The 12,703-nt window shown below is 58.5% G+C and carries 11 protein-coding genes; 10 read left to right on the top strand and 1 reads right to left on the bottom strand.

Annotation, left to right across the window (positions count from 1 at the left end; all coding sequences use genetic code 11):
- The first annotated feature begins 13 nt into the window (after positions 1–13).
- The gene (locus tag JQS30_RS10130; RefSeq protein WP_213170168.1) at positions 14–979 is read left to right on the top strand and encodes an NAD-dependent epimerase/dehydratase family protein; all 966 of its coding nucleotides are present in this window, start codon (positions 14–16) and stop codon (positions 977–979) included.
- 258 nt (positions 980–1,237) lie between these two features.
- Positions 1,238–1,492 carry a hypothetical protein gene (locus JQS30_RS10125; RefSeq protein ID WP_213170167.1) on the top strand — a complete coding sequence of 85 codons (255 nt, stop codon included), beginning with the start codon at positions 1,238–1,240 and terminating at the stop codon, positions 1,490–1,492.
- A gap of 723 nt (positions 1,493–2,215) precedes the next feature.
- Here JQS30_RS10125 and JQS30_RS10120 read toward each other — a convergent pair.
- Complete coding sequence (locus JQS30_RS10120; protein WP_213170166.1) at positions 2,216–3,406, bottom strand: helix-turn-helix transcriptional regulator; 1,191 nt, start codon at positions 3,404–3,406, stop codon at positions 2,216–2,218.
- A gap of 1,528 nt (positions 3,407–4,934) precedes the next feature.
- Here JQS30_RS10120 and JQS30_RS10115 point away from each other — a divergent pair.
- Genes JQS30_RS10115 through JQS30_RS10080 form a run of 8 tightly spaced genes read left to right on the top strand, consistent with a single transcriptional unit; the run spans position 4,935 to position 12,698 of the window.
- Entirely contained in the window at positions 4,935–5,123 is a 189-nt protein-coding gene (locus tag JQS30_RS10115) for a lysine biosynthesis protein LysW (RefSeq protein ID WP_213170165.1), read from the top strand.
- Complete coding sequence (locus JQS30_RS10110) at positions 5,120–6,061, top strand: RimK family alpha-L-glutamate ligase (protein WP_213170164.1); 942 nt, start codon at positions 5,120–5,122, stop codon at positions 6,059–6,061. Before JQS30_RS10115 ends, JQS30_RS10110 begins: the two co-directional genes overlap by 4 nt.
- Before the next feature lie 25 nt (positions 6,062–6,086).
- Positions 6,087–6,740, top strand: a complete 654-nt coding sequence (locus JQS30_RS10105) for a hypothetical protein (RefSeq protein ID WP_213170163.1) — start codon at positions 6,087–6,089, stop codon at positions 6,738–6,740.
- Positions 6,737–8,068, top strand: a complete 1,332-nt coding sequence (locus JQS30_RS10100; RefSeq protein WP_213170162.1) for a DegT/DnrJ/EryC1/StrS aminotransferase family protein — start codon at positions 6,737–6,739, stop codon at positions 8,066–8,068. Before JQS30_RS10105 ends, JQS30_RS10100 begins: the two co-directional genes overlap by 4 nt.
- Positions 8,061–9,098 carry an N-acetyl-gamma-glutamyl-phosphate reductase gene (gene argC, locus JQS30_RS10095; RefSeq protein WP_213170161.1) on the top strand — a complete coding sequence of 346 codons (1,038 nt, stop codon included), beginning with the start codon at positions 8,061–8,063 and terminating at the stop codon, positions 9,096–9,098. Before JQS30_RS10100 ends, argC begins: the two co-directional genes overlap by 8 nt.
- Entirely contained in the window at positions 9,095–10,942 is a 1,848-nt protein-coding gene (locus JQS30_RS10090) for a M20/M25/M40 family metallo-hydrolase (RefSeq protein WP_213170160.1), read from the top strand. The genes argC and JQS30_RS10090 overlap by 4 nt, the downstream gene beginning before the upstream one ends.
- The gene (locus JQS30_RS10085; protein ID WP_213170159.1) at positions 10,939–11,781 is read left to right on the top strand and encodes a 1-deoxy-D-xylulose-5-phosphate synthase N-terminal domain-containing protein; all 843 of its coding nucleotides are present in this window, start codon (positions 10,939–10,941) and stop codon (positions 11,779–11,781) included. The genes JQS30_RS10090 and JQS30_RS10085 overlap by 4 nt, the downstream gene beginning before the upstream one ends.
- A complete protein-coding gene (locus tag JQS30_RS10080; protein WP_213170158.1) occupies positions 11,778–12,698 on the top strand; it encodes a transketolase family protein in 921 nt (306 codons plus the stop codon). Before JQS30_RS10085 ends, JQS30_RS10080 begins: the two co-directional genes overlap by 4 nt.
- Positions 12,699–12,703 lie beyond the last annotated feature (5 nt).

Here is a 12,703-nt window from a genome sequence, read left to right as displayed (position 1 = left end):
AAAGGACACTCTTGTGGCCCACGTATGCGTCATTGGCGGAACGAGATTCGTCGGCAAGCTCCTGGTGCAAACTCTCATCGACGAAGGTCATGACGTCACGATCATCACCAGAGGACAAAGCGCCGATGACCTGGGTGACTCAGTGCGACGCCTCCACGCCGACGCCACCGACGCCGAGCAACTGACCTCCGCTGTTGCCGGACGCTCCTTCGACGCGGTGATCCACCAGGTCTGCTACACACCGAATGCGGCATTGGCCGCCGTGGCGGCCTTCGGCGATCGGGTGGGCAAGTATGTCATGACCTCCACGATCGAGGTATACAATCCCTCCTCGTTTGGCCAGGCCGCGCCGCAGATCGGGGGCTTCGCGTTGGAGGAGGAACTCGATACGCGAACCTACGGTTACGACACCGAACTGCCCTGGCACGAACAGGCCTACATTGCCCAAAATTACGGGGAGGGTAAGCGCCAGGCCGAGGCCGCTCTATGGGAGAACGCACCGGTACCGGTGGTGATTCCCCGGGCCGCGCACGTGTTCGCCGAAGTTGGGGACTTCACGGGTCGTTTCCAGTTCCATGTTGACCGCGTGCTCGCGCGACAGCCGATTCTCACCCATGTTGATGCGGGGTTGACCTCAGTTGTTCTAGCTCTAGACGTGGCCCGGTTTCTGGCCTGGGCGGCCACGTCCACTGTTGAGGGGACATACAACGTGTGCTCTGTGAAGCCGGTGAGTGTGGCCGATATGTGCGCTGTCATTGAGGACGTTTCTGGAGTGAAGGCGATCATCGAAGAACGCGATCAGCTCTCCGATGCAGAGAGGCGTTCGCCGTTCTCCTATCCGAGTGACTTCACAATGTCGCCGCATAAGGCTATGGAAGCAGGGTTCGCGTTTATGCCAACGCATCGTTGGTTGTCGCGATTGGCATCAGTAGCGGTCGCCAATGGGCGGGCACGGCATATTCTGGAGCGTGCAGGCTGAACACCTAGTAGCCGCGCAGGAGGTCGATTCTCCGTCGGGCCTGGGGAGGTCACAACTGTTCGACTGTGGCAGGGCAGCTTATGACCACTGACGTGAAGCGGGGACAAACCGTATTATTTGGTCATGACCTAACCGTAACAGCTAAGTGGTTTAGAAAGTTTATACAGATGTTCTTTGTAATTGCCGTGACAACAGGAGTCCCGTGGTGTCCAAGAGTAGCCGCCGACTTGTCGATCTGATACGACGGAAACCAATCCCATGCAGATGATCGTTTGTCTACTCAAGGGTGCGTTTCAAGATCTTGAACCCGATTGCATAAAACGAAGCGTGTTGTCGGCGCAATCTCCGCAGGATCTAGTCGAGCATGTTTACGTGCGGGTTTCGGAGCGCGTGGAGGTCGTGGTTTACACCGGAGTAGAAGGGCACCAAGAGGCTCAGGTCCGTATTGAACAGCTAATACGCCGTGCAGTGGCCCCACTCGACGATTACACGTGCTGGGCCCTGGAGATGTGATACTCCAGTTCAAGGCCGAGGCATTAGCCTCGGCCTTTTTGTCGTGTGTGCTCGCCTAAATGCATAGGCGAGCACACTTGAAGCTTATGTAAAGGAAGCTTTCGGCATTCTCGCCGGCTCGTTTACCTGCGTAAACTTCGTCTCCTGTGGCCTTGAGCTTGCATTTTTGCATACGTGCCCTTAGAGCTCCTATCAGGTTTCTCTTCCTACTGCGGTGGAGTGATGTCGCGCCTGGCCGCGTTGTCGGCCCTTGCCCATACCCGCTGGGTATGAACAAGGGCCTCCGCCTCCCCACGCACTGACAGCACACCATCCTCGCCACGGAAACAAACCTGATAGGAGCTCTTATGAAAGCAGAATATATTGCATTGGTGCATATACTTATTTGCTGCGTGGTAGGAGATTTTCATAGATGGTGACCAAAGCGATGTCAAATCTATATATGAAACTTTTCGCCGAGTGTTTCCATTGGTGTTGTCCGGGCTCATTGGCTCTATGTATGCGCTTCCAAATGAATCTGAATGAGCTATATTTCCCTTTATTGACAAAAATTAGGGTTCCTAGGTTACTTTTGCGGACGTGCGGGCCGAGCACTTTTGACCTCTTTCGGAGTGGCTGGAAGGTGTCTAGCTTTGGGGGTAGTAGGCACCCCTTATGAAAGGATCTCCTGAATGCGACGTACCGCTGTTGCCCTAGCATTTTTGTTCTTCTCGGCCGCGTCTATCAACGGCGCGATAGAGCAAGGTGAGGAAGTAGCGGTGGAACCATATCTGGCTGCCGCGCACACGAATGGAACCGGGTGGGACGATTAGTAAACCTACGACAAAGCATTAATGTGGGGGTTCGGGCAGATGCCCGAACCCCCACATAGTTATGCCCGTTTTTAGTGAAAAGCTCCATTCGGCAATTAAGCCCAAAATGGGCGTATAATACAATATCTGCTTCGCCGATAAGGGATTGAGAGACGGCCAACGCCCCCAGCTGGAACCGGCTACGAGCTCCGAGTCTGGCAGTGAGCTTATCGGAGAGGCGTCGGACGGTACGAATGGAGACACGCATTTTGCGCGCCGCAGATGCGTCGGTGTTTCCTTGGGCCCAGAGGCGTAGTATGTGTTTCTCCTGGTCGGTCAGTGGATCACAACGTGGCGTGCGCTGCTTGGTGGCCGGTTTGGCCTCACTCCATACGGTCATGAACAAGGTCACCAATGCCTGGATGATGACCCTGTTTCGCAACGCCAGGGCTCCGATTTCGCATGTGCTGTCGTCGAGGGGGATGAGTGCTGTTTGACGGTCGAAGATGATCATGCGCAGCGGTAGGGATGGAGCTGTGCGGACCTCGCCGCCTGCGGCCATTTCTATTTCGATGTGTTCCATCGTGTAGCTGTCGTTGCGGACGCTGTCCAGGTAGACGGTCTTCATACGGACGCCCCGGTTGAGCATGGCCTGATCGGTGGGTTCGGATCTTTCAACGGTCTTTGATTGCAGGCGACCGGTCGGGGCAAGAATCAAAGCTTCCGCTTGGCAAGCGTCGGAAAGCTCCTTAATGCGTTCGTGGATTGCGGCTAGACCGATGATGGTTTCCACATTGGTGTTCTCAGACGACTTAGCTCCGTACTTGCTCAGCAGTTGAGCTATAGCTAGGCGGCTGGCTTCGACTTGCTGCTGCATCATCGAGACCTGAGTTTGTTGTCGAGATAGTAGGGCCGCCAGGCCGATCTCAGGATCGACCGGTGATATGCGCTCGTTCTCGGCGGTGACGAGTGCCGACTCTGTCAATGTGTCGAGCGAGGCACGTATAGTCTCTTCGGTTTGGTTGAGGATGGAGGCGAGATCCGTTACTCCAGCGCTGGGGTTCTCCAGCATCGCTAGGTAGACTGATTCGGTGGCTTTGTCGAAGCCGAAGGTGCTAAGCACGCTATATCTCCAGGGGCGCTAACCAACGAGGGTTTGCGGTGACCTTCAAATGTGAGAAGGTCATGGGCGCTTCACCGCTCTGATCGATGTTGTGCAGGGTAATTGATGCGCGAAGTTTGATGGGGCATCGGCTCGCGCAGTATTAGATATAGCCTACTTTATCATTGGCCACGTAGGCGACAGGAATGATTTCACTTCTTGGACTGAGGGTCTTATCCCTCTTTGGGCTGTCATTGATCCCTCGAAGAGGGTGTTGCTCGCACACCCTTGTAACGAGCATAGGGTTGAGGGTGGGGGTGTTTATTTCGGTGGGGAAGGGCGGTCGTGTAGGTGTAGAAGTTGGCTGTGAGTAATGAGGGACTAGTGTGAGAACGTTCTGCTGTTACAGGTGAGGTTTTGAACAAACTGACACTTCGACCGTGTCGCCCAGTGCATATGCGGCCGTGCAAGTGGATTGCCTTGCGGCCCAACCATTGACCAAACAAGAAACTTATGCATCAGTGATGCTTTCCCATCCAGCTTGAGGTGGTTGTGTGGAGGCTTGGTGTGTGGTGCTGTTGTAGGGCATGGGACAAGTTCCTGGTAGAACAGTTGGCGACTAAACAAACCATCCCACCTGGAACTGGTGTTGTTGGCCCCTTAGGCTGTGTGGCCATTGTCGAGTCGGGCCTTGAACGTTGTAGCCGGCCACATCGGGGCCCATCGGTTCCCCCATATAGGCGTCTAGATGCAGGTCAGCAAGCTTGGGGTACTCTGATGTGATTGCGGCAAGGCGACACCTATGCCACCTTCGCGAAACTAGAGAATTGGCACCTCCCATATAACCTCCACTGTGACCCCGCCGCGCCAGCAACATCCTCAAGCAACTCAAACCAGAAACCCGATGAGAACACCTCAGTCAATCAGCATTTCCAACCCTCTTATGCCTGGTGAATCGATGTGCCAGAGAGATCCATACCGCTGAAAGCGGTCACCGCGAGTGCAATCACATGGCACCTCACGCTTGCGTGGCGCTGCGTCTCGAATTTCCAGAGGCTTAGAGCTCCTATCAGGTTTCTCTTCCTGCTGCGGTGGAGTGATGTCGCGCCTGGCCGCGTTGTCGGCCCTTGCCCATACCCGCTGGGTATGAACAAGGGCCTCCGCCTCCCCACGCACTGACAGCACACCATCCTCGCCACGGAAACAAACCTGATAGGAGCTCTTAGTCGAACAACGTGCCTCGTTCATTAAGCCTTTTCAATCCTGACAGTTCGGTGGCTCCCGATTCCACAGGTGTGGTGCGACTGAGGCTGGTAGTTTACGAAGGTGCTGCTGTGCAAGATGGGCGCTGAGTAGACAAGCGGGGCTGAGACACCGTTGAACAGCAAGTTCTCCAGGTTGAAAAAGCTCATTGTGCCCATCGGCATCTTTGGGCATAAATGCCCATAGCTTTCGTTGCCACAAGTAACCACTTACGCCTCGCCAGATTTCTTGTGACAGTTGGTGCTAACCAATCAAGCCCCACTGGAAGGAAATGGTGGCTGTCACAATGACTACCGCAATAGCTGCGCCAGAGTGTCTCGTCTGTGATACCGACTTTGAGGTCGACCCAGCATGGGAGAAAGGCGAGATCGTCGAGTGTGAATCCTGTGGCCAGGAACACGAGGTCGCCGAGATGACGGCCGGATCGGCTCGCATTGAACTCGCCCCCGAAGTAGAAGAGGACTGGGGCGAGTGAACGACGTCATCGTCGATGTCCTGCTGTCGGTCACCAAGCTGCGTCCCGAAGAGAAGCTCCTTGCCGCGGCTCTCCGACAGCAGGGCAAAACAGTGGAGACCATCTTGCCAGCGGACCTTGGCAAAGTGGTCAATAGTGGCCTGACTCAGAGCACCGGGTTGAAAGGCTCTGGCTCGACCCCCACAACCCCACCAGCCCGCATGGGCCTAATACGTAACCTGTCGCACCAACAGGCATTGCAGACGGCTCGCTTGCTCGAATACAGCGGCATACCAACCCTCAACCGGACGTCTGCCATTGAAACCTGCGCGGATAAGGGCCTGCAATCGGTCCTCTTCGCGTGCCACGGCATCCCACACCCTGAGGCCCGTCTGGCATTCGGATTCGACCAGGTTCGCTATGCCTGTGCAGACTTCGGATGGCCCGCGGTGGTTAAACCGGTGTCGGGCTCATGGGGACGTGGAGTAAGCCGCATGGTCAACGAAGAATGCCTGGACGCGTGGGTCGGAGGCCGCGAATCTGCCGACGCCGCTGGCAAGCTTTTCCCGGTCCTAGTGCAGCAGTACATCGAAAAGCCAGGACATGACTTGCGGGTAGTGGTTGTCGGAGATAACGCAATCGCGGCGATCGCACGCTCCTCCGACGACTGGCGCACCAACACCACCCTGGGCGCCACCGTTCGAGCTTGCGAAATCACGCCCGCGATCCGCCACCTGTGCAAGCAGGTGACCGATGTGCTGGGCCCAGGCTTCTACGGCATTGACCTCATAGAAAACCACAAGACCGGTGAATTGATGGTCTTGGAGGTTAACGCCAACCCCGAGTTCGCCAAATCCTCACAGGTCCATGGCGTTGACGTGGCGGGCCGACTTGCGTCCCATATCGCAACCGTGCTTGACCAGCAGACAACACCCGCTCCGATCCTCGCCCGAACCTGACCGCCCACAGCATGGAGACCCCTGCATGGACAATTTCGACACCGCAGTGATCCTGACCCGAGTGATGACCTCGGGCGTGGTCATGAGCATCGAAAAAAGTGACCGAGAACTGCCAGGACTGGAACGACTACTTAGCAAACAGACCGGTCGTAAACACGTATCCCTGGTCAACACATCCACCGCGGCGATACATGCCGCTGTAGCCGGTCAGGCGATCGGATACGGCGACACGATCAGCCTCCCGAAACTGGACGACAAGACGCGTGCTTTTCTCTCGTGGTTGGGAATCACCGCCATCGACACCGGCGAACCATGCTTTGAGGTGGTGAGCCTTGATGCCCAGAACGCGCACACCCTACCCGATCGTGCCGCCGAAGCTACGGCGCCAGTGTTGGTGGTGGACCTCAGCGGGCTGGGCTTTGGCCCTGCGGCAGCCGTACTCACCGACGATGAGCAAACCTGGGCCCGTGCCGAACGACTGAAGATTTTCGGTGCGTTCGACTTGCGAACCATGTGGACTCAGGAGGAATCCAATCCCGATCTGATCCCAGGGGTGCAGTTCAACTATCGACTGAGTCCACTCGTGGCCGCTTGCGTGCGCATGGCTTTGAGCCGTGCCCACAAGAATCGGGGCCAAACCAATGCGACCACCCCCCAGAAGACGGGAGCTTCCGCATGATTACCGACTTCCCCAGCACTCCCTTGCATCCGCCAGCCGAATCCGAGCGCGCCGCCGAGCTGGCCGCCTTTGGCGGACCAGCCATGATTGAAAGTAACGCTCGTAAGACCCTCTTCCCGGTCATCACCAAAGAGGACGTCTTGAACATGATGCTGTCACAAAAACAGCAACCCCAGAAAGTAGTTGATGCATTCACCGAGTCCTACCGTGAATATGTGGGTGCCACATTCGCGCTACCGACCGCGGCGGGCACTTCTAGCTTGCACTTGGCTTTGGTTGGCGCCGGGGTAGAGCCTGGAGACGAAGTCATCGTTCCAGCATTTACCTTCATCGCGACCGCGCAAGCCGTTGTCGCGGCCCACGCGATTCCGGTGTTTGTCGATATCGACCCGGTCACCTACTGCATGGATCCACAATCGGCCGCACGGGCCATCACGCCCCGAACCGCAGCGATCATGCCTGTTCACGTCCACGGGCTGCCAGCCGACATGTCTGCCCTGCGGGTCATCACCAACGAGCATGGATTGGCTCTAGTGGAAGATGCCTCGCACGCCCACTCCGCCAAAATCGGCGACCAGGTCGCAGGATCGATAGGAGACACCGCCGGGCAAAGCCTCATGGCCGACAAGAACTTCCCCGTGGGAGGAGAAGGTGGCATCGCTTTCTTCTCTACCGAGGAGGCCTACCATCGTGCCTCCGAATACATGGCCCGCCACGGTATCGACTACTCGATGGCTCCCATTGTCGCCGCGTTTGGTACTAGCCAGCTGCGTCGGCTCCCCTATTACGATCAGGTGCGAGCCCGAAACGCCGCGTTGCTGGGGGAGGCCTTGACAGCGACGGAACTGTTCGCTCCGCCAGTTGTGCCTAAAGGACATGTCCACTCCTACAACATGTACCGAATTTCGCTGTGCCCCGAGCGAGTAGGCCTTGAGGACCTGCCGATCCACGCGGTCAAGGAAGCCGTGCACGAACTGCTGGTAGCCGAGGGTGTACCGGCCCGCGAATGGCAGAACACCCCAATTCCGTGCCATCTGCCTTTCCAACAGCGGCGCGGATTTAGCGGCTCCAACGGCATCGGGTATCCCTTTACCCTCAACGACAAGTCGGAACCCGCATCGCAACCCGAGGACTTTCCCACCACCCTGTCGATGTTGGAGAGCACCCTCGTGTTGTGTCGCGAACTGCGGTCGCCGGTGGAGTACGAACGCATCCTGCGTTATGCGGAGGCCTTCGCAAAGGTCTCACAGCGTCCAGACGCGATTCGCAAGCTCGTCAGCCAGGGCGAATACCCACGCCCGTACCGAAAGGCGGCACGTCTTGGTTGACCACAAAATCACCGTCGCCATCATCGGTGCCAGCGGATACACCGGCGGAGAACTGGTGCGCCTGCTGGCTGATCACCCGAGCGTACACATCGAGTTTCTCTCGGGAGAACGCAATGCCTCGGCCACGGTCGGTTCAGTACATCCCTGGCTGCGTAATCACCCTCGGGTTGCCAAGATGAGGTTCCGGCCTATAGCTCAGATGCCAGAGGTGGATATCGCCTTTGGGTGCCTACCTACTGGGGCCCTACCGAAGTATCTGTCGCATGTGTCGAGCCGGGCGAAACGCATCATCAACCTGGCTGGAGACTTTCGGCTCCGTGACCCAGAAGAACTGCGCAATCACTATCCTGACTCGGCCGAAGTGGCGGAGAAGTTCACCTACTTCGTACCTGAGCTATCCACCGAGGTTGGTGAGGGCCGCTTCATCAATTTGCCCGGTTGCATGGCGGTAGCCTCCATTTACGCGCTCTACCCACTATTCGCCAATGAGCTCGTGCAACCGCGAGTAGTGGTCGATGCCAAAACTGGCTCCTCTGGCGGTGGCCGTGGCACCTCGGACCACCCGGCAGAACGGGCCGGAAACTTTCGAGTGCATAAGCCGCACGGGCATCGGCACAGCCCAGAAGTTAGACAGGCGATTACCGATTTCACCGGGCAGATCCCACAGTTGCAGTTCTCCACCTATAGCCTCGACGTGCCGCGCGGCATCCTCGTGACCGGCTATGCGCAGCTGCGCGAAGGCGTCAGTGCGTTGGAAGTCAAACGCGCTTTCGCCGCAGCCTATGTTGGCCAGCCGTTCGTGCGTTTGCGTTCGGCTCCAAAGAAGCCGCAAGACTTCCCGATGTTGAAGGCTGTCATCGGATCGAACCTGGCCGAAGTGTCGGTCAACGTGCGTGCCGACGAAGTGGTCGCAGTCTGTGCGATCGACAACCTCGTCAAAGGCGCGGCTGGCCAAGCCGTACAAGCTATGAACCTCATAACCGGGATTGAGGAAACACAGGGCTTGCCCACCACGGCGGTGGGACCGTGAAACCGCTTTACGTAGTCAAAGTCGGAAGCTCGACCCTCGCTAAGGGGACCATCTTCGCAGAGATCGGTCAGCTAGTCGAGAAGGGCGCATCAGTACTCATGGTCGCGGGTGGAGCGGCCGGCATCGACGCTCACTACGCGGCGATCGGACGTGAACAGCCGACCCTGACGTTGAAATCCGGTGACACCGTACGTCACTGCACTAGCACCGAGATCGACCACATCGTTTCTGCCTACCGACTGGTCACCCTGCCACAGGTGGAAGCTGGATTCTCTCAACTGGGTCTCAGCGCGTACACCTCGATAGCCGCTCAGGGGAACCTGGTCAGCGGTAAAGCCAACAAGCCTCTTCGCACCATAGGAACGAATGGTAGACCAAGGCTGGAACGCGACCACCGAGTCGGCGTGCCCGCCCACGTCGACCTCGATCGGCTCCGTGCCCTCCTGGGCGCATTCGACGTGGTATGTCTATCCGCTCCGATCGCGGACACCGCAAGTGGTTCGCCCCTGAACGCCGACGCAGATGTCATCGCCGCAGCGTTGGCGGTGGCAACTAAGGCTGACCATCTACGCCTCGTCACTGGCACCGCTGGTCTATTGGCCGACCCCAACGACCCCCAGTCGACGTTGCCTCACCTGTACGCCGGGGAGGGAGCTGAATTTGCGGGTGGGCGGATGAAACAGAAGGTGCGCGCCGCCGAGATGGCGCTCTCTGGCAGCGCAGATGTGGCCATCACCGGCCCAGACACGCTCAGTCAGGAAAGCGGATGGACTAGGTTTTGGCCCGCCCGCGAACCCGCTGACGACCTACAACTGCTCACCAGAGCCGCCGCGATCCCGTCGGTTTCCGGTGACGAGCGGGAACTGGCGCTTTATCTGCGCCAGTGGTGCACCGAAGCTGGAATAGACGCCCAGATCGATCCGGCTGGAAATTTGGTGGCCACCAAGGGGAACGGGCCGCGCAGCCTGCTTCTGATGGGACACATGGACACCGTTCCCTTTCACTGGCCGACCGTGTGGGAGAAGGACCTGCATCTCTTCGGGCGCGGCACGGTGGACGCTAAAGGCAGCCTCGTCAACTTTATGCATGTGCTGCGTGACGTTGAGGTTCCCGCCGACGCCCAGCTGCGGGTGGTGGGGGCCGTCGAGGAAGAGATTTCTTCCTCGAAAGGTGCCTTCTATGTGCGCGACCACTATCGTGCTGATGCAGTGGTCATTGGCGAACCCAGTGGCAGCGAGAAGCTCACGTTGGGCTACTTCGGACTGTTCAAACTGCGGGTCACCGCCACAGTGGCGAGTGGGCATTCGGCCGGTAAGGACGCGGTCTCGGCGCCCGACGCGCTGGCGACCTCGCTGAGTCACATTCGCTCGGCCGTGCTCGCGGAAGCCCCCGAGGCCCTACACGCCGTCATCGACCATTGGACTATCAAGTCCAGTAACGGTGACGAAGCGACGGGCATACTCAACTTTCGACTGCCACCGGGTGTCGACGTGGACGTGGTGACAAAGGCGATTCCTCACATTCCGGGGACCAGCGTCGCCATCCTACGAGCCACCCCCGGGTTCTCCAATGGACGTTCCGGGCCACTAGCCAAAGCGTTCACAAAAGCATTCCGTGCCAACGATATTCGCCCTCGATATGTCGTCAAAAAAGGAACCGCGGATATGAACACTCTGGCTACGACTTGGGCAGACGTACCAATGCTGGCTTATGGGCCGGGAGACGCCACGCTTGATCACACCAACGAAGAACGCATCGGCGCCGACGAATTCCGTACGGCAAATTCCGTTCTCAGTACCGCCGTTGCCAATTGGTTCACCCTGACGAGAGGCGACAACTCATGACGCTACTTGACCGAACCACAACCGATGCCAATGTGGAGGAACACCTCGAGGCCAACGTCGATGAAGGTGAGCTAAAAATCCTGGCAGACCAGGCTCTCGAAGCTCGCAAACTCATCATCGACATGGCAGCCTCCGAACGCGGATGCCACCTAGGCGGAAGCTTGTCCGTCCTCGACATTCTCATCAGCGCCTTCTACACCACCTCAAACGACTCCGACTCACGGGTTGTGCTCAGCAAGGGGCACGCCGCCGCCGGACTGTACGCGGCCCTTCACGTTACTGGCCAGCTGAAGGCCAATCCAGCCGAGCATTACGGTCAGGTGGGACATCCCTTCACTGGGCACCCAGGCCCCAAAGTTCCCGGCGTGACATTTCCGACCGGCAGTCTCGGCCACGGTGTTCCCTACGCCGCAGGGTGGGCGCTGGCCCAACGCCTCGCTGGAACCTCTGGGCGAGGTATCGCTATCGCCGGAGACGGCGAGCTGCAGGAGGGCTTGGTGTGGGAGACCATCCAGGTCGCCGCAGCCCAACGGCTGGCGAACTTCACCATCGTCGTCGACGTCAACGGTGGCCAAAACGACGGGCTCGTTGCCGACATCTCGCCGTTGGAGAACCTGACCGAACGCTTCACAGCCTTCGGATTCACCACAGTCGAGACCGACGGTCACGATCACGAATCGCTCATCCACGCTTTGCAAACCTCGACTTCCCAACCATTGGCGATCCTGGCGCGCACTGTGAAGGGAAAGGGACTTAAACCCGTGGAAGGCAAGGCTGGATCACACTACGTGAGCATCGACGCGGCTCGCGCGGCGAAATGGAAGCGGGTGGTTCGATGACGTTGTCAGGACGCGACTCCTATCGCCGCACTCTCACCGAACTGGCTCAACAGGACTCCTCGATCCTGTGCTTGGAGGCGGACCTAGGCGGCAAGAAGCATCCCTTCGCCGAAGCTCACCCCGACCGCTTCTTCAACCTTGGAATCGCCGAAGGCGCCATGATCGACATGGCCGCTGGCTTGGCCGAGGCCGGATACAAGCCCTTTGCCAGCACATTCGCGCCGTTCGCAGCATTGCGCGCGGCCGAAAGCCTCAAACTCACTCTCGGATACCTACATGCGGGCGTCACCGTCGTCGCTCCCTATGCCGGAGTCTCGGGGGCTTGGTTTGGGACCACCCATCACTGTCTGGAAGACCTGGCCATCATGCGCGCTGTGCCCGGGGTCGTTATAGCCGCCCCCTACGGTGAATCGCAGATGCGGGCAGTGGTGGAATCCGCCGCCCAGTCACAACGACCGCACTATATTCGCACCGGTCGCAACGCCACCTACACTTCACTGCCCTTCACTGGATCACCACCACCAGTCCTCACCTGGGGAAATGAGACAGGCAGTGACGTCTGTTTGGTGTCAGTAGGGGAGGAAGGCACCCGTTTGTGCCTGGAAGCCGGAGCGGTGCGAGACGGACTCTCCCATGCCCAACTGTGCTACCTGGACCAGGAAAATTTGCGGACTGCCGCAGCCGAGCTGAGAGAAAGCGGCCACGGTCGCATCGTCGTGGTCGAGGAACACCGTCGCACTGGCGGTATCGCCGAAGCATTGGCCTACTTGCTCCCCGAAGCTCACGTGAGGGGAGTGGGGGCCGACGAACGCTGGCCCGTCGAGGGGGGCGACCACGCTGAGACTCTCGCCCAAGTCGGTCTCACCCTGGAAGCAGTTCTGGCCGCCATAGACACCAAAGCGGAAACCTACCGATAAGCAAC

The organism is Natronoglycomyces albus (assembly GCF_016925535.1).
GTDB lineage: Bacteria > Actinomycetota > Actinomycetes > Mycobacteriales > Micromonosporaceae > Natronoglycomyces > Natronoglycomyces albus.
The sequence above is the reverse complement of the archived record's forward strand: the minus strand, read 5'-3'. Positions and strand labels throughout refer to the sequence as shown.

What these genes read in the sequence shown, in the direction of transcription:
- JQS30_RS10125 (WP_213170167.1), top strand. Translation starts at nt 1,238, where the DNA reads ATGCAGATGATCGTTTGTCTACTCAAGGGTGCGTTTCAAGATCTTGAA.
- JQS30_RS10115 (WP_213170165.1), top strand. Translation starts at nt 4,935, where the DNA reads ATGACTACCGCAATAGCTGCGCCAGAGTGTCTCGTCTGTGATACCGAC.
- JQS30_RS10105 (WP_213170163.1), top strand. Translation starts at nt 6,087, where the DNA reads ATGGACAATTTCGACACCGCAGTGATCCTGACCCGAGTGATGACCTCG.
- JQS30_RS10100 (WP_213170162.1), top strand. Translation starts at nt 6,737, where the DNA reads ATGATTACCGACTTCCCCAGCACTCCCTTGCATCCGCCAGCCGAATCC.
- JQS30_RS10085 (WP_213170159.1), top strand. Translation starts at nt 10,939, where the DNA reads ATGACGCTACTTGACCGAACCACAACCGATGCCAATGTGGAGGAACAC.
- JQS30_RS10080 (WP_213170158.1), top strand. Translation starts at nt 11,778, where the DNA reads ATGACGTTGTCAGGACGCGACTCCTATCGCCGCACTCTCACCGAACTG.